The sequence below is a fragment of the Streptomyces griseobrunneus genome (assembly GCF_046713465.1).
In the GTDB taxonomy this organism is placed as follows: domain Bacteria; phylum Actinomycetota; class Actinomycetes; order Streptomycetales; family Streptomycetaceae; genus Streptomyces; species Streptomyces microflavus.
Map to the genome: position 1 here is coordinate 618,054 of NZ_CP177080.1, position 18,552 is coordinate 636,605.

Genomic DNA, 18,552 nt, shown 5'->3' on the forward strand with positions numbered 1-18,552 from the left:
CGATGGAGTGAGGATCCCTCCGCGTCGTTGAGGAGCCCCCATGACCCACCGGTCCGCCAAGGATCCGGCCCCCGTGCTGGCCCTGCGGGACATCTCCAAGTCCTTCGGTGCCGTGCGTGCCCTGCGGGACGTGTCCCTCGACCTGTTCCCCGGCGAGGTGCACGCCCTCGCCGGGGAGAACGGCGCGGGCAAGTCGACGCTGATCAAGACGCTCGCCGGGGTGCACCGGCCCGATGCGGGCCGGGTCCTGCTGGACGGTGAGCCCACCGTGTTCGCCGGGCCCGCCGACGCCCGGGACGCCGGGATCGCCGTCATCCACCAGGAGCCCACGCTCTTCCCCGACCTGTCGATCGCCGAGAACATCTTCATGGGCCGCCGGCCGCGTCGCGCGCTGGGCCGCATCGACCACCGGGCCACCCGTACCGCCACGGCCGCGCTGATGCGGCGGCTCGGTGTCGCGCTCGACCCCGACCGGCCGGCGCGCGGACTGTCCATCGCGGACCAGCAGATCGTCGAGATCGCCAAGGCCCTCTCCTTCGACGCCCGCGTCCTGGTCATGGACGAGCCCACGGCGGCGCTGACCGGCAGCGAGGTGGCCCGGCTCTTCGGAGTGGTCCGCACCCTGCGCGATCAGGGTGCGGCCGTCCTGTTCATCTCGCACCGGCTGGAGGAGATCTTCCGCATCTGCGGACGGGTGACCACCCTGCGGGACGGCGCCCTGATCTCCAGTGAACCGCTGGAGGGCATGACCCAGGAGGATCTCGTACGCCGGATGGTCGGCCGGGACCTGGACGAGCTGTACCCGAAGCAGGAGGTCGCGGCGGGCCCGGTCGCGCTGAGCGTGCGGCGGCTGACCCGCGAGGGCGTCTTCACCGATGTCTCCTTCGACGTCCGGTGCGGCGAGATCGTGGGCCTGGCTGGACTGGTCGGGGCCGGGCGTACGGAGGTGGCCCGGGCGGTCTTCGGCGTCGACCGGTGGGACGCCGGTGAGGTGGAGGTCGCCGGGCGGGCGCTGACCAACGGCGCCCCCTCCACCGCCATGGCCGCCGGCCTCGCCCTCGTACCGGAGGACCGCAGGGCGCAGGGGCTGGTGATGGACCTGTCCATCGAGCGGAACATCGGCCTGACCGGGCTGCGCACCACGGTGCGGGCCGGGCTGATGGACCGGGGCGCCGAGCGCAGCCGGTCGCTGGACTGGGCGGTGAAGCTCCAGGTGAAGTACGCCCGCATGGCCGACACCGTCGCCACGCTGTCGGGCGGCAACCAGCAGAAGGTGGTGCTCGCCAAGTGGCTCGCCACCGGCCCTTCCGTGCTGATCGTCGACGAGCCGACGCGCGGCATCGACGTCGGGACCAAGGCCGAAGTGCACCGGCTGCTCAGCCAGTTGGCGGCCGACGGGGTGGCCGTCCTGATGATCTCCTCCGACCTCCCCGAGATCCTCGGCATGGCCGACCGGGTCCTCGTCATGCACGAGGGCCGCCTCACCACCGAGATCCCCCGCTCCGAGGCCACCGAGGAGACGGTGATGGCAGCGGCCACCGGGAGGGCCGCCGCATGACGGTGACCGCACCCGGCCAGGCGCCCGCCGCCGCGATCCCCGGGTCGAGCTCGACCCGGCTCGTCGACCGTGTCTTCAGAATGCGCGAACTCGCCATCCTGCTGGTCCTCCTGGTGATGATCGGCGTCACCCAGCTGGGCAACAGCCAGTTCCTCTCCGAGCAGGGCATCAAGGACCTGCTGCTCAACGCGACGATCCTGGTGCTGGTCGCCACCGGCCAGTCGCTGGTCGTCATCACGAGGAACGTCGACCTCTCCGTGGGCTCGACGCTCGGCATCAGCGCCTTCGCGACCGGCACCTACCTCCAGGGTGGCGGGAACCCGGTCGTGGCCGTGGCCCTGGCCGTGCTCCTCGGGGTCGGCTTCGGTCTGCTGAACGGCCTTCTCGTCAGCCTCGGCCAGGTCCCCGCACTCGTCGTCACCCTGGGCACGCTCTACGTCATCCGGGGCATCGACTCCATCTGGGTCGGCTCCCGGCAGATCACGGCGGCCGATCTCCCGGACGGGTTCGTCGACTTCGGCTCCGGCGGAATCTCGGCCGTGCCGTGGCTCGCCCTGATCGCCCTGGCGGTCCTGATGGCGACGGCGTACTACCTCAAACACTTCGGCAGCGGGCGCGAGCTGTACGCGCTGGGCTCCAACCCGGAGGCGGCCCGGCTGGCCGGCATCCCCGTCCGGCGACGGATCCTCCTCGCGTACACGTTCTGCGGGGCCCTGGCCGGTCTCGCGGGCGCGCTCTATCTGGCGCGCTTCGGCAATGTCGACTCCGGCACGGGGACCGGCTACGAACTCACCGTGGTCAGCGCCGTCGTGGTCGGCGGTGTGGTCTTCACCGGGGGCTCCGGCAGCGTCTACGGCGCCGCGCTCGGCGCGCTGCTGCTGACCTCGGTCAACAGCGTGCTGCCCGCCCTCGGCGTCAGTTCCGTATGGGTCCTCGCGATCAACGGCTTCCTGCTCATCCTCGCCATCGCGGTCGACCGGATCGTCGCCCTGCGCGTGGCGACCGCCCTGAAGAAGAGGAACGCCCGCCATGGCTGACTCCGCACTCGCGCGCGCCGTCCGCTGGGACACCGTCGTCGGCGCCCTCCTCCTCGTCGTGCTGTTGCTCTCCTTCGGCTTCGTCGACGGCTTCGGCAACGCGCTCAACCTGTCGTTCCTGATCGGCAACACGCTGCCGATCGCGCTGATCGCCCTGCCGATGACCCTGCTCGTGGTCTGCGGGGAGATCGACCTGTCGGTGGCGTCCACCGCGGGCCTCTCGGGTGCGGTGATGGGGGCACTGTGGAACCAGGGCCTGCCGATCGAGGCGATCATCCCGTTCTGCCTGCTGCTCGGTGTGGTCTGCGGTCTGGTCAACGGGCTGCTGGTCACCCGGCTCGGGCTGCCGTCGCTCGCCGTGACCATCGGCACGCTGGCCGCCTACCGGGGCATCGCGCAGATCGTCCTGGGCTCGGACGCCGTCACCGACTTCCCCACCCCCTACCTGGACCTCGCCGCCGGCCGGATCGGGGACACCTTCGTCCCCTACGCCTTCCTGCCCTTCCTGGTGCTGCTCGCCGTCGCCGTACTCGCCCTGCACGCAACGCCGTTCGGACGGTCCCTGTTCGCGACGGGGGCCAACGAGGAGGCGGCCAGGTTCGCGGGGGTCCGAGTCAAGCGGCAGAAGCTGATCCTGTTCACGGTGACCGGGCTGATGGCCTCTCTCACCGGCGTCTTCTGGGCGCTGCACTACGCCAGCGCCCGCTTCGACAACGCCACCGGACTCGAACTCTCCGTCGTGGCCGCCGTGTTGCTCGGCGGCATCGACTTCGACGGCGGCAAGGGCACGCTCGGCGGTGCGATCGCGGGTGTGTTCCTGCTCGGCGCCGCGCAGAACGTGATGAGCCTGCTGAACGTCTCCGCCCAGTCGCAGATCGTCGTCACCGGCGTCCTGCTCGTCGTCTCCGTGCTCGGCCCCCGCGTCGCACGGCAGCTCTCCGTCGCCAGGGCCGGGCGGCGAGCCGCTTGCGCGCCGGCCCCGTAACCCTTCCCCGCCCCTCCGCCGTAAAGGACCCCTTGCCATGCGTAGGTCAACGATCCGCCGTACCGGTGCGGCCGTCGCCGCCGTCACCTCCCTCGCCCTCGCCCTCACGGCCTGCGGCGGCACCACCAAGAGCGATGTGAAGAAGGAGAGCGGCGGCGCCCCCGCCCCGGCCGGTCAGGCCGACCCCGACGCACCCACCAAGAAGGGGCTGACCGTGGGCTTCCTGCCCAAGCAGGTCAACAACCCCTACTTCACCACCGCCGACAAGGGCGGACAGAAGGCCGTCGAGTCGCTGGGCTCCACGTTCAAGGAGGTCGGCCCGACCAGCGCCACCGACACCTCGGGCCAGGTCTCCTACGTCAACACCCTCACCCAGCAGCAGGTCGACGCCATCGCCGTCTCCGCGCAGGACCCGGGCGCCCTGTGCACCGCGCTCAAGCAGGCCATGAAGAACGGCATCAAGGTCGTCACCTACGACTCCGACACCACGCCCGGCTGCCGCAACGTGTTCATCTCGCAGGCGGGGGCGGAGGATCTCGGCCGCACCCAGATCCAGCTGCTGGCGGAACAGATCGGTTTCAAGGGCGAGATCGCGATCCTGTCCGCCGCACAGACCGCGACGAACCAGAACCTCTGGATCGACTACATGAAGGACGAGCTGAAGGACCCGAAGTACAAGGACGTCAGGCTCGTGAAGGTCGCGTACGGCAACGACGACGCCCAGCAGTCCTTCCAGCAGACGCAGGGCCTGCTCCAGGAGTACCCCAAGCTCGCCGGGATCGTCTCGCCGACCACCGTGGGGATCAAGGCGGCGGCGCAGTACCTCTCCGGCTCGAAGTACAAGGGCAAGGTGAAGCTTTCGGGCCTCGGCACCCCCAACGACCTGCGCACGTACGTCAAGAACGGCACGGTCGAGGCGTTCGAGCTGTGGGACCCGGCGAAGCTCGGCGAGCTGGCCGGCCACACCGCGATCGCCCTCGCCTCGGGGCAGATCAGCGGCGAGGAGGGGCAGACCTTCGGGGCGGGTGACCTGGGCGGCTTCACCATCGGGAAGGACGGCGTGATCAGTCTCGGCAAGCCGACGGTGTTCGACAAGGACAACATCGACGACTTCGACTTCTGATGCGCGCGGGTAGTCTGAGGACTCGTTCGGCGTCCCCGCCGGAGCTTCTGGAGGTCTCCGTCTGATGGCCCGGTCGGTGGGTATCAAGGACGTGGCCCGGGTCGCCGGAGTATCGGTGGGCACGGTCTCCAACGTCATCAACCGCCCGGACTCGGTGGGTCCCGACACGCGGGCCCGCGTCCTGTCGGCGATCGACCGGCTCGGCTATGTCCGCAGCGAGTCGGCGCGGCAGCTGCGGGCGGGGCGCAGCCGGATCATGGGGCTGCTCGTCCTCGACATGGGCAACCCGTTCTTCGTGGACGTGGCGCGCGGCGCCGAGCGGGCCGCGCGGGAGGCGGGGCTCGGCGTCATGGTCTGCAACAGCGCGCAGAGCCCCGGCGAGGAGGCCGAGTATCTGTCGCTCTTCGCCGAGCAGCGGGTGCGCGGGGTGCTGCTCACCCCCGCCGACGCGACCGGGCGCAACATCGGGGCCTTCCGGCGCCACGGCATCCCGTTCGTCCTCGTCGACCGGGTCGCCGAGGGCACGACGGAGTGCTCGGTGTCGGTGGACGACGTGGCAGGCGGCGCGCTCGCCGTACGGCACCTGATCGACGCCGGGCACCGCTCGATCGCGTACGTGAGCGGGCCGCCCGGTTTCAACCAGGTCCGGGACCGCCGTACGGGGGCGCTCACCGCGCTCGCCGAGGCCGGTCTCGGCCCGGACGCCCTGCGGGAGCTGCCCACCGAGCGGCTCGACGTGGCGGCGGGCCGGGACGCGGGGGCCCGTCTGCTGGGCCTCTCCCGCCGCCCCACCGCCGTGTTCTGCGCCAACGACCTGCTCGCGCTGGGGGTGCTCCAGTCGCTGTTCGCCGCCGGGGTCGCCGTCCCCGACGATCTGGCGCTGGTGGGGTACGACGACATCGAGTTCGCGGCGGCCGCCGCCGTACCACTCACGTCCGTACGGCAGCCCGCGGCGACGATGGGGGCTCTGGCGGCCGGTCTGCTCCTGGAGGAGACCGGCGCCGGAGGGGATCCGGCGGCGCACGAGCACCGGCGGGTGGTGCTCCAGCCGGAGCTGGTGGTGCGCCGCTCCAGCCTCTCCGCACGGTAGGAGGGGCGGTACGGTGCGGCCTCCGCGTGCGTCAGCCGCGGGCGGGAGGCCTGCGGGCCAGGTGCAGGCCGACGCCCAGGGCCAGCACCAGCACACAGCCGGCGAAGGTCAGCCCGGCGTTCCTGAGCCCGATCCACAGGGTCAGGGCGCCCACGCCGACGACCGGCAGCGAGATGCCCAGGTAGGCGACGACGAAGAACGCGGACACCGTCGCGGCCCGGTGCTCGGGCGGTGCCGCCGCACTGATCGCCGTCACCGCGCCGCGGAACGCGAGCCCCTGGCCCAGGCCGCCGCAGAGCGCCCCGGTGACGAGCAGGGGCAGCGAGGCCAGCAGCAACGAGGCCGCCACCAGCACGAGGCCGGCGACCAGGACGAAGCACCCGCCCGGCAGGGCCCGCCGCTCCCCCACGCGCCCCATGAGCGCCTGCCCGGCCGTCGAGGCGAGGAAGACGGAGAAGACGACGAGTCCGGCCAGGGCCAGGTTGTGCACGTCGAGCGTCTCGGCCACGAACGCCGGGGCGACCGCGGTGAAGAGGCCCAGCAGGGAGAACCCGGCGAAGGCGGCCAGCGCCGAGGGGGCGAACACCCCGCGCACCTGGGGCGGGACCGCGAGCCCTTGCGGGCGCAGCCGCAGGCGCCGTCCGGAGGAGGTGACCGTCTCGGGCAGGAACCAGGTCAGCACGGCGGCCGCGGCGATCAGGGCCAGGTGCACCACGAAGGGGAGCCGCAGGGGCCAGGGGGCGTACTCGGCGAGCAGCCCCGCCAGCAGGGGGCCGCACCCCAGGCCGCCCATGTTCGCGGCGGTCGCGGCGAGACCGGCCCTCGCGGTGTGCCCCGGTGGGGCGAGTTCCATCACCGTGACGGTCGCGGCGCCGCTCAGCAGCCCGGCGGCGAACCCCGACAGCAGGCGGCCCGCGAAGAGGGCGGGGAGCCCGCCCTCGAAGAGGAAGCAGAGCGCGCTGGCCGCCGAGAAGCCCAGGGCGGCCAGCAGGACGGGCCGCCGCCCCGTCTCGTCGGAGACGTTCCCGGCGAGGAGCAGGGTGGCGACGACGCCCAGCGCGTAGACGGCGAAGACGACCGTCACCATCAGCTCGGAGAACCCGAGCTCCTCACGGTAGAGCCCGTACAGCGGGGTGGGCAGCGTGGTCCCCGCCATGCCGATGGCGAAGACGGCGGCGGCCGCCGGATAGCCCAGGCGCTTCCTGTGGCGTGGCGTGGGGCTCATGAATCTGCGGGAGGGGAGGCGGCGGGGGTGATGTGGCTCAGCACGCACCGCCAGTCGCCGTCCCGCCGTACGAAGACGTCCGTGGTCCATTCGTCGGCGTCGAAGCGGCGGCCGCCGTAGTGGGCGGTGTTCGTGATCCGTGCGGTGACCACGGCGGTGTCCCCGTGGACGCGGATCCTCGGCGGGGTGACGGCCTGCATCGCCGAGTGGGTCAGGTCGCCGGATGCGACGAAGGCCAGAAAGGTGTCACGGTCCGTGATGCCGGACTCGGAGATGATGACCCACTCGTCCGCCATGAACGCGGCGATCCGCGTGACGTCGTTCGCGACGATCGCTGCGGCCCATTCGTCCACGGCGGAGGCGAGCAGCGCGTGCGTCGCGTCTTCGGGGGTGCCGGGGGGCGGCTCGGGCCGGTCTCCGCTGTCTGCCATTTTTCGAGCGTAGCCATGGGGGGCGGGGGCCGCAGTTCATGGCCTGCGGCCCCCGCCCCCGTGCCTCAGCGGCGGCGCCGCATCAGCGCGATCCGCCGTACCGCTGTTCGAAACCGGCGAACGCCGCTTCCTGGCGCCACTCGGCCGCCGCCTTCGGGTTGTCCGCGAGGTGGCGGGCGCAGGCCGGGGCGGGCGGGGCGATGCCCGGCCGGGCTCCGGCACAGGCCCGCACCGGGCGGTAGCCGGCGCGGGTGGATCCGGTGGCCCACAGGCCGTCGCCGTCGAGGAACGCGTACTCCAGCGAGGCGCGGGCCAGGTCCTTCAGTTCGGTGTAGCTCAGGCCGTGGGTCTCACGGGCGTACTGGTACTCGTGGCTGATGCCGATGCGTGAGACACCGGGGTCGTCGGTGGCCAGGACGGCGGGGACGCCGTAGCGGCGGTAGGCGTTGAACGGGTGGTCGTCGCCCGCCACGCCCAGGATCTGCTTGTTGCTGCTGAAGGGCACCTCCACGGCGACGTCGCGGCGGGCCCTCGTGCGGGCGAGCTGCCGCCAGTCGTCCTCGTGGACCAGGTCGACGCCGTGTCCGATGCGTTCGGCTCCGGCGACGAGCACGGCCTCGCGGATGTGGAAGGTGAGGTCTGAGCTTGTTCCGCTTTGACGGACACCATTGGTGTGGTGGTCAGGCTGTGAGTGCGGTCTCGTACTCGGCGGGGCTGAGGTAGCCGAGGCTGCTGTGCAGTCGGTGCAAGTTGTACCAGCCCTCGATGAAATCGAAGATCGCGGTTCGGGCGGCGGCCCGGCTGGGCCAGGCGGAGGTGCCGAGCAGTTCGCGTTTGATGGTCGAGAAGAACGACTCGGCGAGCGCGTTGTCCCAGCACTGGCCGGTGCGGCCGACCGAGAGTCTGACCCCGAACTGGGTTGCCAGGGAAGCGAATTGCTGGCTGGTGTATTGGGCGGATTCAATCGGTCGTCGCAACACCTTCGTGAACTGGGGGTTTGTGATGGGTGTGGGGAATCGGCAGCGGGCGGTGCGGGAGTATCGCGGCCAGATGGCCTCGCCAGGGCGGCCGGGCGTTGCCTGGCGTGAGGACCGGGCCAGGTTCTGGAAGGCGATCGCGCGGGGACTGAGTTCGGTGGACGCCGCAGCCGTCATCGAGGTCTCGCCTGCGGTGGGGTCGCGGTGGTTTCGTCATGCTGGCGGGGTGAATCCGTGCCTCGCCCCGACTGTCTCCGGCCGTTACCTCTCGTTCGCCGAGCGGGAGGAAATCGCTCTGCTGCGTGCGCGAGACTTCGGGGTCCGTGCGATCGCGCGGTGTCTGGGGCGTTCGCCGTCCACGATCTCGCGGGAGCTGCGGCGCAACGCCTCCACGCGGAGTTACCACTTGGAGTACCGGGCCTCGCTGGCGCAATGGCATGCCGAGCGGCGGGCTCAGCGGCCGAAGCCGGCGAAGCTGGTGGCCGACGAGCGACTGCGCGAGTACGTGCAGGACCGGCTGGCCGGGAACGTCGTCCACGCCCTGGACGGCCGGGTCGTCGAGGGTCCCCAGGTGCCGCCCTGGCAGGGAAGGAACAAACCCCGCCGTCAGGACCGCCGCTGGGCGACCTCCTGGAGTCCGGAACAGATATCACAGCGGCTCACGGTGGACTTCCCGGAAGATGAGTCCATGCGCATCTCCCCGGAAGCGATCTACCAGGCCCTTTACGTCCAGGGACGCGGAGCCCTCAAGCGTGAGCTGGTCGCCTGCCTGCGCACCGGACGGTCACTGCGTGTCCCGCGGGAGCGCACCAGGCAGAGCGTCCGCGGCCACGTGACCGCTGACGTGCTGATCAGCGAGCGGCTGGCCGAGGCCGAGGACCGTGCCGTTCCAGGCCACTGGGAAGGTGACCTCATCATCGGCACCGGCCGGTCCGCGATCGGCACGCTGGTCGAGCGCAGTACGCGGTCACCATGCTGCTGCACCTGCCCCGGATGGGGGGCTTCGGCACCGAGCCACGTACCACGAACGGGCCCGCGCTGGCCGGCCGCGGCGCCGAGGCCGTGAAAGACGCGATCACCGCCACCATCACGACCTTGCCCGAGCAACTGCGCAGGTCACTGACGTGGGACCGGGGCACGGAACTGGCCCAGCACGCCCAGTTCCGCGTCGATGCCGGACTCCAGGTCTACTTCGCCGACCCTCACAGTCCCTGGCAGCGCGGCACCAACGAGAACACGAACGGTCTGCTGCGGCAGTATTTTCCGAAGGGCACGGACCTGTCGCGCTGGGGCATCGACGAGCTGCAGGCCGTCGCCTTCACCCTCAACAACCGCCCCCGAAAGACCCTCGCCTGGAAGACCCCCGCCGAAGCCCTCAACGAGCACCTACTATCCCTCCAGGAAGCTGGTGTTGCGACGACCGGTTGAGTGCAAGTTGGCAGCCTCTGTCCGAATGGAAGATCACGGGGTGGGTGGGGCGACGCTGCCGGCAGGCGGCTGTCAGCGACTCGGCCACCGGTTCGGTACGCAGGTGATCTGCGGTTGCCCAGCCGACTACGCGCCGGGAGGCGATGTCGATGACCGTGGCCAGATAGAGCCAGCCCTCCTCCGTCGGGACGTACGTGATGTCGCCGCACCAGCGGGCATCGAGCCCGGCGCGGTCGGGCTGGAAGTCCCGGACGATGAGGTCGGGACGGAAGGCAGCCCTGGGATCGGGGATCGTGGTCACGTGCCGTCGTCTGCAGTGCCGGCCCTGCAGCCCGGCGGCCCGCATCAGTCGTGCGACACGACGACGGCCACACCCGGCACCCTCGCGCTTGAGCACGGCATGCACGCGCGGGGACCCGTAGGTTCCGCGGGACTTCGCATGGGCCTCGAGAATCTGCTCGGTCAGCTCGGCATCCCGCAACGCGCGGGGTCCGGGCAGGCCGGAGCGACGGGCATAGAAGGCGGTCCGGGAGACCTTCATCAGCTCACACGCCCGTTTGACGCTGTGACCTGCGCGCTTCTCCGCCTCGATGAACGGGTGCACCGTCACCGGGTCTCCTTCGCGAAGAAAGCTGTGGCCCGCTTGAGGACGTCGACATCCTCACGCAGCCGGCGGTTCTCCCGCCTCAACGCGGCCAGTTCCTCGCGCTCGCTGCTGGTCAGCCCGTTGCGCTCGCCCGCGTCGACCTCGGCCTGCTTCACCCAGTCCCGCACCGCCGTCTCGGTCAGTTCGAAGTCTCTGGCGACCTGCCCGACCGAGCGGTCACCTCGTCGGCACAGACCGACGATCTCGGCCTTGAACTCCGGCGTGAACGAACGACGAGGGCGGCGAGGCTTCTTCTTCCCCATGCTCTCCATGATGGACATCCTCCCGGGGCAGAACCCCAGATCTCGAATGTCCGTCAAAGCGGATCAAGCCCAGTCCTCGGGCTTGACCAGGCCGGGGGCCAGCTCACCGGCGTGCAGCGTGAGGCGGGCGTCCGTTGACAGCGACGAACCGCGGGTCGCGCTCGGCGAGCCGCATGCCGACGGCCATCTGTGTGAACACGCGCTCGTTCGAACTGCCCCGGGAGACCTGGGAGATCCACCGTACGGGGAGCCGGCAGCCCGTGTCGGGGCGGCGGGTGTCGCAGTGTGCCGCCTCGCGGAACTGGGCGTCGGCGGCGTCGGCCTCCTGGACGGCCTCGGTGACGACCTTGTCGAGCTTTCCGTCGGCGACCAGCTTGCGGTGGAACGCGGCGAGGTCGGCGTCGTAGCCCACGGACTCGGCGAGCTTGCGCGCGCTGTCGGAGGCGGGGGTGAACAGGGTCTCCAGATAGAACTGGTTCTGCTCCACGACGTTGGCGACGTTGCGAGCGGCTTTCCGCGATCGCGTGTCGCCTCCCCGAACTTGCCGAACGTGTCGAAGAAGTGGTCGTGGCCCGACTGGCCGGCGGGGAAGTCCTGCATCGACCAGGCGCGGACGGTGCGCTGCCGGAACTCGGCATCCGTCCGGGCGTCGGCGGCCGGACGGGTGCCCGGTCCGCAGGGCGGGCGCACGGCCGTCGTCGTCGCGTCGATGCACAGCCCGTTCTCGCCCGCGAGCTGGATGAGGTACTCGGTGGTGACCGCACCCGACAGTGGTTGTGGAGGTCGCCTCCCTTGGGCAGTGCGGCGAAGAAGGCCTTCAGCCGTTCCTGATCATCCCGCGGGGCGTCGAGCCGGGCGTCGGTCCGGCGCTCGGCCGGGGTGGTGGCGCGGTGCGGCACCTGCGCGGAGGTCCGGGCGGACGGGTCCTGCGCGGGTGCGGCGGCGGCCGGGACCAGGGACTTGGGACGGTGTGCCGTCCGAATCGATGAGATCGCCGCCGAATGATCGCGTCGGCGGACACGCTCCCCGCCCGAACCGGACGGATCCGGAGCAAGACCCACCCGATCGAGTGGGCGGGGCCGTGTCCTCGCCTGCGGTACGGCTAGGGAGTGTCTCTCTGACGGGCATGAGTGAGTGTCACTATCTGTGATGCATGGCGACCTGATGGCGACTGAGACCTCTGGCGGGGGCAGGCTGACGTTGCTGTTCCTGAGCGTGGTCTCCGACTCGCTTCCAGAGGGTAAGACGATCACTCTTGACCCCGCCAAGGCCGACAAGAGTCAGCCGGTCACCATCAAGCAAGGCGTGGAGTACCACCTTGAAGTCGCCTTCCGCGTGGACCAGGACATCGTGTCGGGCGTGCGGTACGTGCACGTGGTGAAACAGGCTGGGCTCGACGTGGACAAGCTGCAAAGGTCTTTCGGTTCCTATGGCCCGTCGGCCGACCCGTACACGGAGCAGCTCGAATCCGAAGAGGCGCCGACGGGAATCATGGCGCGTGGGGCGAGCTACTTGGTCCGTTCGCGACTCAGGGATGACGACGGCACGGTTCACGCCGACTTCGAGTGGTCGTACGAGTTGGCAACGGAGTGGTGAGCCTGACCCGCAGCACCCCGGGAACCACCTGAGATCCAGTCGGTGGGGTCAGGCCCGGACCCAGATGAGGGTGGCCGCGAGGTGGAGTGCGCCCTGGTGCGTGATGGCGAGCTTGTCGGTGCGCCTGGCCGGCCCGCGCCACTGTTTGAAGCGGGCGATGCACCGCTCGACGGTGTTGCGCTGCTTGTATGCCTCGCGGTCGAAGCCGGGCGGGCGGCCGCCTTGGCGGCCCCGTCGTAGGCGGTTGCCGATCTGGTCGGAAGGCTGAGGGATGACCGCGCGGATTCCCCTGCGCCGAAGATGCGCCCGGATGACACGGGAGGAGTAGGCGCGGTCAGCCAGAACGGCGTCGGGTCTGGTGCGGGGCCTGCCTGGGCCGGTCCGGGGTACGCGGATGCGGGCCATCACCGTCTCGAAAGCCTGTGCGTCACCGGCCTGGCCCGCGGTGACGGTGAAGGCCAGCGGCCGTGCCCGGCCGTCGGCGGCCAGGTGGACCTTGGTACTCAGGCCGCCGCGGGAGCGTCCAAGTGCGTGATCGGCGGGCTCGCGGCGACCCACAGCCCCTTTTTGAACGCTCCGGCAGCGTGCTGGTGCGCCCGCACGACGGTGGAGTCGACCGACACGGTCCAATCGATGTCGTCGTCTGCTTCCGCCGCTGCCAGGACTGCGGCGAGGATCCTCTCCCAGGTGCCGTCGACAGCCCATCCGATGAGCCGTTCGTGAGCGGTCTGGAACGAGCCGAGCTCATCGGGCAGGTCTCGCCAGGGCGAGCTGGTGCGGTACTTCCACGCGATCGCTTCAAGGGTGCGGCGATGATCGGCCCATCGCCGTCCACGGACCGGATCGGCCGGCATCAGCGGCTCGATCCGGCTCCACATCGCATCTGTGATCACCAACCGAACAGACACACCCGATCAACTGACCTACCCATCAAAGAGACACGGCCTAGGCCAGGTTCCGGGTTGCACCTTCCGTAGCGGCATGTGGTCCGGTGGACTTGCGTCCCGCCCCCTTGAGGAAGGTCCCGGCCATGCATCCGTCTCTCATGCCACCCCGCCAGGTCAAGATCGGTGATGCGGCGGCCTTCGTCGGCAGCACGCCACGGGCGATTCGCCACTACCACGAGATCGGCCTGCTCCCCGAGCCCGAGCGGGGCGGTGATGACCGCCGCCGCTACGCGTACGAGGACATGATCCGCCTGCTGTGGATTCGCAGGATGGCCGACGCCGGGATCGCCCTGGACGACATCCGGGACGCCTTCACCACCGGCACGGCTTCCGCCGGCGCGGACAGCGAGGACGGTTTCGCGGGCATCCTGGAGCGGCTGGACGAAACCCTCGCCGAGCAGGAGGCGACATTGCGGCGGCAACGGACCGCCGTGCAGAGGATGCGCACCGAAGGCAGCCGGATGGGCCTGCTCTCCGATTTCGTCACCGGACGCCTCAGGAGCCTGCCCGAGGGTTCCCTGCGCCAGGCGGACCTGGACAGTCTGCTGGTCACCGAGCGGATCCTCGGCCCGCTCGGCGCGGCCCTCCAGGCCACCCGTTTCGTCGCCCTGGCCACACATCCCGCCCTGCGGGAGAATTCCGACCGCATCGATGACGCCGAGGAGGCACTCGATGACAGCGTCGCCGCCGATGATCCGCAGGTGGCTCGAGTGGCCGCCGAGCGGCACGCCTTCGAATGCGCTCTGCAGGCCGTCATCGAGGAGTCCGGCCTGGATGAGGACGACGATGCCCTCTTCGACGCCTGGGACACCTTGCACCCTGCTGCCGCCGATGGCGGCGAGGACGAGGCCGGCCTCAGCTCCGGCAGCCGGGAGGCCGGCTCCATGAGCGCACTTGAAGCCATCGGCAAGATGCCCTACGACTTCTCCCCGGCCCGCCTGCGCTGTATGGAACTGGCCGAAGAACTGTCCGCCCAGGAATCACCCGCCACCTGAAACACGGCCTGGTCGCGGACGGACGATCCGCAGCCGCGGCCGAGGGTCTCTGCCAGGCGAGCCGGCGGGAGCCGTCGCCCTCGGCCTGGTCGTGATCGGTGGAGACGCTGACGTACCGCCACTTCTCGTCCCGCCGACGGCCAACATCGCCCTCGGCTTCGAACCCCGCCTGAACCGGCGGCTCCGGGCCACGGCCACCGGGCTCGCCGCCGGCGGCTAGAGCATGTCTCCTTGGTGTTGTTCGCCGTGCGAAGCTGTTCGCCATGGCGCCTTCGATAGTCCGTGGACTTGCTCTGCCCGCCCCGCTGACGTCCCTCATCGACCGCGACCTCTGGCGTCACCCGGGCGATGCGGTACTGGCGAAGGTCATCCCATGGTTCAAGGACCCACTTGCCTTCGTATGGAACCCCGAGCAGATGGCGTACGCGTCCCAATCAATGGACATGTTCGCCGACGATCCGCACTCCGCCTTCTTTCGCCAGGCACGAGGAAGCAGCAGCACCGCCCCGCTCGAACTGCCTTGGCTCGACGTTGAACAGGCCGTGCTCATCGCCACCACTCGCAACCCCGGTGATGACGGCGCCTTGGCGCTCGACTACCGGACTGACCCCTCAGAGGGCGGTACGTGACGTGATGCCCGTTTCGGGCTTTCGGGTGGGGCTGTCGGGCTGGTCGTGGCCTGACCAGGCGGCTACGACTGCGGCTTGGTGAACAAGCCCTGTTCGGGCTCGATCAGGATTCCGCGTTCGGCCAGCCGTTTGAGCTTGAGCCGGACGTTGTTGACGTTGTTGGGTGCGATCTCCAGGTCCAACGCCTCGCAGACCGCCCGTGCCCGCAGCGGGGCGTCGGCTGCGGCGAACACCGCCATGATCTGCTGGTAGGCCGGATGGTCCGGCAGCTTCGCGGGCGGCGGTGTCGGCGAGGCCGGCTCGGGCAGTGCCAGCAGTGTCTTGCGGGTGATGCGCACCTCTTCGGCGACTCGGCCGAACTCCTCCAGTTGCGCGGTGAGTTCCGTGATGCGCGCTCGCGTCGCTTCGGCCTGCGTGGCGATCTCGCGCTCTTGCTCCTCCAGGCGGGCGAGGACCGCCCCCAGGGTGAGCCCGTCGTTGTTCATGCGCCGCGCCAGGTGGGGGTGGAGGTCGCAGTGACCATCCTGGACATCCGGTCGCTTATGGCCCAGTACACCCTCGACTCGGCCGAGGCGGGCCGGTGTTCGTAGTCGCGGACCAGTCTGCGGTGCAGCATCATGATCCCGTTTACCTGCTCCACCCGCCACCGGATCGGTTGCGGCACGAACCCGCTGGTCGTTGGGTTGCGCTCGACGACTTCGACGTCGATGCCGACCTTCCGCCCGTGGTCGATGACAGCGTTCTTGAACCCCTGGTCCACCAGGGCCTTCTGTACCGTGTCGGTGTCGGCGGCGACCTTGTCCAGCAAGGCGATGCCAGCGGCGTTGTCGTGCGCGGACGCGGCCAGCACCACCACCGCGATCACCAGACCGAGAACATCAACTGCCAGGCCGCGCTTGCGGCCCGGGACTTTTTTTGCCGCGTCCCTTCCGGTGGTGCCGGCGGGCACCCCGACGGCCGCGTGCAGGCTCTGGGTGTCGAGCACCACCAAGCTCGGGTCGGCCTTGCGCCCCCGGCTCTCGCGGACCTGCCAGCGCAGCAGGTCGTGGATGGTCTGGTCGGTGCCGTCGTCGCGCCACTTGTAGAAGTAGTACTTCACCGCGCCGACCGGGGGCAGGTCGTGGGGGAGGTAGTCCCACTGGCAGCCGGTACGGGACTGGTAGAGCAGGGCGTTGACGATCTCCCGCATCTCGTAGGCGCCCTGGTGGCCGCTGACGGAGGGATGCTGAGCCTTCCAGGAGGCGATGACGGGCTCGATCAGGGCCCACCGCTCGTCGGACAGGTCGCTCTTGTAGGGCTGGCGGTCGCTCACGAAGAACACTCCAGCACGACAAGACCCCCTGATCAGCCCCGATACGCCTGTGCCACACGTTCCAGCGACAACAAACGCGGCACTACGTCACATACCGCCCTCTCAGATCCCCGCATCGTCGGCAGTGACTTCTGGACGGATCCCCTTCTGTGCCAGTGGCGGGTCGCAGCACCTACTTTCTCGGGCTTCGTCTCGAGCCTGAGCCTCTAGCTTCCGCAGTCATGTCACTGGCGCGCCCAGATAAGGATGGCGGCCAGGTGGAGTGCGGCGTCGTAGGCGATGGCGAGCTTGTCCGTCCGCATGGCCAGACCGCGCCACTGCTTGAACCTGCTGATGCACCGTTCGACCGCGTTGCGCTGCTTGTATGCCTCTGCATCGAAAGCGGGTGGCCGGCCGCCAGCACGACCTCGGCGCAGCCGGTGACCGACTTGGTCGGACGGCTGGGGAATGACCGCGCGGATCCCACGTCGGCTCAGATGCCTCCGGATCACACGGGACGAATACGCACGATCGGCAAGGACGGCATCCGGTCGGGTCCTCGGTCTTCCCAGGCCGTTGCGAGGAACACGAATGCTTGCCATCACAGCCTCAAACGCCGGTGCATCGCCCGCCTGGCCGGCAGTGACATGGAGGGCCAAGGGGCGGGCACGGCTGTCGCTGGCGAGATGCACTTTCGTGCTCAGACCGCCGCGAGAACGCCCGAGCGCGTGATCGTCAGGTTCGGACCGGCCCGGCGCCCCCTTTTCCTGGCTCCGGCGGCGTGCTGGTGAGCGCGACAGACAGTTGAGTCCACCGACACAGTCAAGCCGATGTCGTCACCGGCATCGGCAGCTGCTAGAACAGCGCGGAAAATCCGTTCCCAAGTGCCTTCCACAGCCCACCTGATCAGCCGTTTGTGAGCGGTCTGAAACGGCCCAAGTTCGCTCGGCAGATCCCGCCACGGCGAGCATGTGCGGTATTTCCACGCGATGGCCTCCAGAGTGCGGCGGTGGTCGGCCCACCGCCGTCCTCGGACCGGATCAGCCGGCATCAGCGGCTCGATCCGGTCCCACATTGCATCAGAGATCACTAACCGGACAGACACATCCGATCAACCGACCAGCCGATCAAAGAGACACGGCCTAGCGCACGCCTCCGGGCACCGGAAGTGACGCGTTCGGCGGGGCGGGTTCCGCGAGGGTGCGGAACAGCAGCCAGCTCAGCGCGGGCATGGCGATCAGCGGCACCAGGGCGGTCTGCAGGGAGGTGGCGTCGGCCAGCCGGCCGATCAGCGGGCTGAACAGGCCGCCGATGCTGATCGTCAGCCCCAGGGTGATGCCACTGGCCGTGCCGACCCGGCCGGGCAGGTAGTCCTGAGCCAGGGTCACCTGGAGCGAGAACGGGACGTAGAGGCCCGCCGAGGTCAGGGCGACGCACACATAGAGGGCCGGACCGGGCACGAAGACCAGCCCCGCCACCGCGGCCACGGTCAGGAGGTAGGACCGGCGCACCACCGTGACACGGTCCCGGCGCTCGGCGAGGGCGCCGCCCACGACGGTGCCGACCGCGCCGCCGAGGTAGAGCACGACCAGGGCCGCGGTCCCTGCCGCCGCTCCCCCGCCGGTGCGCTCGCGCACGTAGAACGCGATGAACGTACTCAGGCCGACGAAGACGATCGACCGGCAGACCACGGCCAGGGCGAGCTTCACGAAGGAGGCCACGTCGTCCGGAGCCGCGGCCGCCGTGGCCGTACGCGGGGCGGCGGACGCCATGCGCTCCAGGCCGCGCAGGACCGGTAGCGTCAGCAGGCTCCCGACGAGGGCGGGGAGCACCAGCAGCGGGGTGAGCCTCAGCCCGCCGATGCCGACGACCGCGGCCACGAGGACGGGCGCGAGGGCGAAGCCGAGGTTGCCGCCCAGGGAGAACCAGCCCATCGCCGTGTGGCTGCCTCCGCCGGCGGCGCGCGCCACACGGGCGGACTCCGGGTGGTACGCGGCTACGCCGATCCCGCCGATGCCCACGAACAGCAGGGTCAGCGCGTAGGAGCCGCCCAGCCCGCTCAGGGCGATCCCCGAGCCGGCGACGAGGGTGCTCACGGGCAGTAGCCAGGGCATCGCCCGGCGGTCGGTCGCCATGCCGAACAGGGGCTGTGCCACGGAGGAGAGCAGGGACGCGGCGAGCACGATGCCGGAGACCGCGGCGTAGGTGTAGGCGCGTTCGGCCACGAAGTACGGGACGAGGGCGGCCACGGCCCCCTGGTAGACGTCGACGCAGGCATGACCGATGGACAGCAGGGTGATCGCTTTGCTTTTCGCCACCCGTCCATCGTCG

Annotated in this window: 18 protein-coding genes and 3 pseudogenes; 9 read left to right on the top strand and 12 right to left on the bottom strand. The window is 70.1% G+C overall.

Annotation, left to right across the window (positions count from 1 at the left end):
- Positions 1 to 40 precede the first annotated feature (40 nt).
- The 5 genes from ACK8N7_RS02995 (at position 41) to ACK8N7_RS03015 (ending at position 5,793) form a co-directional block, all read left to right on the top strand.
- The gene (locus ACK8N7_RS02995; RefSeq protein ID WP_500440755.1) at positions 41 to 1,558 is read left to right on the top strand and encodes a sugar ABC transporter ATP-binding protein; all 1,518 of its coding nucleotides are present in this window, start codon (positions 41 to 43) and stop codon (positions 1,556 to 1,558) included.
- Positions 1,555 to 2,595, top strand: a complete 1,041-nt coding sequence (locus ACK8N7_RS03000) for an ABC transporter permease (RefSeq protein ID WP_403218444.1) — start codon at positions 1,555 to 1,557, stop codon at positions 2,593 to 2,595. The genes ACK8N7_RS02995 and ACK8N7_RS03000 overlap by 4 nt, the downstream gene beginning before the upstream one ends.
- Entirely contained in the window at positions 2,588 to 3,580 is a 993-nt protein-coding gene (locus ACK8N7_RS03005; protein WP_403218445.1) for an ABC transporter permease, read from the top strand. Before ACK8N7_RS03000 ends, ACK8N7_RS03005 begins: the two co-directional genes overlap by 8 nt.
- A gap of 37 nt (positions 3,581 to 3,617) precedes the next feature.
- Entirely contained in the window at positions 3,618 to 4,703 is a 1,086-nt protein-coding gene (gene rhaS, locus ACK8N7_RS03010) for a rhamnose ABC transporter substrate-binding protein (RefSeq protein ID WP_403218446.1), read from the top strand.
- A gap of 64 nt (positions 4,704 to 4,767) precedes the next feature.
- Positions 4,768 to 5,793: a LacI family DNA-binding transcriptional regulator gene (locus ACK8N7_RS03015; RefSeq protein WP_500440758.1), complete on the top strand. Its 1,026-nt coding sequence runs from the start codon at positions 4,768 to 4,770 to the stop codon at positions 5,791 to 5,793.
- A gap of 31 nt (positions 5,794 to 5,824) precedes the next feature.
- Here ACK8N7_RS03015 and ACK8N7_RS03020 read toward each other — a convergent pair whose 3' ends face one another.
- The 4 genes and pseudogenes from ACK8N7_RS03020 to ACK8N7_RS03035 all read right to left on the bottom strand — a co-directional run bounded on the left by ACK8N7_RS03020 (position 5,825) and on the right by ACK8N7_RS03035 (position 8,426).
- On the bottom strand, positions 5,825 to 7,018 hold the full coding sequence (locus ACK8N7_RS03020; protein ID WP_500440760.1) for an MFS transporter: 1,194 nt from the start codon (positions 7,016 to 7,018) through the stop codon (positions 5,825 to 5,827).
- On the bottom strand, positions 7,015 to 7,449 hold the full coding sequence (locus ACK8N7_RS03025) for a nuclear transport factor 2 family protein (RefSeq protein ID WP_500440762.1): 435 nt from the start codon (positions 7,447 to 7,449) through the stop codon (positions 7,015 to 7,017). The genes ACK8N7_RS03020 and ACK8N7_RS03025 overlap by 4 nt, the downstream gene beginning before the upstream one ends.
- An 82-nt stretch (positions 7,450 to 7,531) precedes the next feature.
- Positions 7,532 to 8,089: pseudogene (locus ACK8N7_RS03030) on the bottom strand (adenosine deaminase); the annotation flags it as partial.
- A gap of 40 nt (positions 8,090 to 8,129) precedes the next feature.
- Positions 8,130 to 8,426 (bottom strand): transposase, encoded by a 297-nt coding sequence (locus ACK8N7_RS03035; RefSeq protein WP_500440400.1) that lies wholly within the window; start codon positions 8,424 to 8,426, stop codon positions 8,130 to 8,132.
- A 25-nt stretch (positions 8,427 to 8,451) separates the two neighbouring features.
- Between ACK8N7_RS03035 and ACK8N7_RS03040 the strand changes: the two are divergent.
- A pseudogene (locus ACK8N7_RS03040) lies at positions 8,452 to 9,854 on the top strand (IS30 family transposase).
- Here the strand turns inward: ACK8N7_RS03040 and ACK8N7_RS03045 are convergent.
- The 3 genes and pseudogenes from ACK8N7_RS03045 to ACK8N7_RS03055 all read right to left on the bottom strand — a co-directional run.
- Positions 9,802 to 10,464, bottom strand: a complete 663-nt coding sequence (locus ACK8N7_RS03045) for an IS3 family transposase (RefSeq protein WP_500440399.1) — start codon at positions 10,462 to 10,464, stop codon at positions 9,802 to 9,804. The pseudogene ACK8N7_RS03040 and the gene ACK8N7_RS03045 overlap by 53 nt on opposite strands.
- Complete coding sequence (locus tag ACK8N7_RS03050; RefSeq protein WP_032774357.1) at positions 10,461 to 10,772, bottom strand: IS3 family transposase; 312 nt, start codon at positions 10,770 to 10,772, stop codon at positions 10,461 to 10,463. Before ACK8N7_RS03050 ends, ACK8N7_RS03045 begins: the two co-directional genes overlap by 4 nt.
- A gap of 63 nt (positions 10,773 to 10,835) precedes the next feature.
- Positions 10,836 to 11,755, bottom strand: a pseudogene (locus ACK8N7_RS03055) (adenosine deaminase); the annotation flags it as partial.
- 172 nt (positions 11,756 to 11,927) lie between these two features.
- On the opposite strand from ACK8N7_RS03055, the gene ACK8N7_RS03060 reads away from it, so the two are divergent.
- The gene (locus ACK8N7_RS03060) at positions 11,928 to 12,359 is read left to right on the top strand and encodes a rho GDP-dissociation inhibitor (protein ID WP_500440764.1); all 432 of its coding nucleotides are present in this window, start codon (positions 11,928 to 11,930) and stop codon (positions 12,357 to 12,359) included.
- A gap of 48 nt (positions 12,360 to 12,407) precedes the next feature.
- On the opposite strand, the gene ACK8N7_RS03065 is transcribed toward ACK8N7_RS03060, so the two are convergent.
- Positions 12,408 to 13,237 (bottom strand): IS5 family transposase gene (locus ACK8N7_RS03065; RefSeq protein WP_500445665.1). Its coding sequence is split into 2 segments (ribosomal slippage): positions 12,408 to 12,931 and positions 12,931 to 13,237, totalling 831 coding nucleotides; the frame shifts between segments, so codons are not numbered across the junction.
- Positions 13,238 to 13,389: 152 nt separating this feature from the next.
- Here ACK8N7_RS03065 and ACK8N7_RS03070 point away from each other — a divergent pair.
- Both ACK8N7_RS03070 and ACK8N7_RS03075 read left to right on the top strand, forming a co-directional pair.
- Positions 13,390 to 14,301 (top strand): MerR family transcriptional regulator, encoded by a 912-nt coding sequence (locus ACK8N7_RS03070; protein ID WP_500440766.1) that lies wholly within the window; start codon positions 13,390 to 13,392, stop codon positions 14,299 to 14,301.
- 263 nt (positions 14,302 to 14,564) lie between these two features.
- Positions 14,565 to 14,930: a hypothetical protein gene (locus ACK8N7_RS03075; RefSeq protein WP_500440768.1), complete on the top strand. Its 366-nt coding sequence runs from the start codon at positions 14,565 to 14,567 to the stop codon at positions 14,928 to 14,930.
- A gap of 62 nt (positions 14,931 to 14,992) precedes the next feature.
- Here ACK8N7_RS03075 and ACK8N7_RS03080 read toward each other — a convergent pair whose 3' ends face one another.
- From ACK8N7_RS03080 to ACK8N7_RS03095, 4 genes are all read right to left on the bottom strand, one after another.
- Positions 14,993 to 15,415 (bottom strand): hypothetical protein, encoded by a 423-nt coding sequence (locus ACK8N7_RS03080; protein WP_500440300.1) that lies wholly within the window; start codon positions 15,413 to 15,415, stop codon positions 14,993 to 14,995.
- Positions 15,412 to 16,242, bottom strand: coding sequence for an IS5 family transposase (locus ACK8N7_RS03085; protein ID WP_500440301.1), 831 nt, complete (start codon positions 16,240 to 16,242; stop codon positions 15,412 to 15,414). Before ACK8N7_RS03085 ends, ACK8N7_RS03080 begins: the two co-directional genes overlap by 4 nt.
- A gap of 224 nt (positions 16,243 to 16,466) precedes the next feature.
- Positions 16,467 to 17,296 (bottom strand): IS5 family transposase gene (locus ACK8N7_RS03090; RefSeq protein WP_500445667.1). Its coding sequence is split into 2 segments (ribosomal slippage): positions 16,467 to 16,975 and positions 16,975 to 17,296, totalling 831 coding nucleotides; the frame shifts between segments, so codons are not numbered across the junction.
- Positions 17,297 to 17,363: 67 nt separating this feature from the next.
- Positions 17,364 to 18,539: an MFS transporter gene (locus ACK8N7_RS03095; protein ID WP_500440770.1), complete on the bottom strand. Its 1,176-nt coding sequence runs from the start codon at positions 18,537 to 18,539 to the stop codon at positions 17,364 to 17,366.
- Positions 18,540 to 18,552 lie beyond the last annotated feature (13 nt).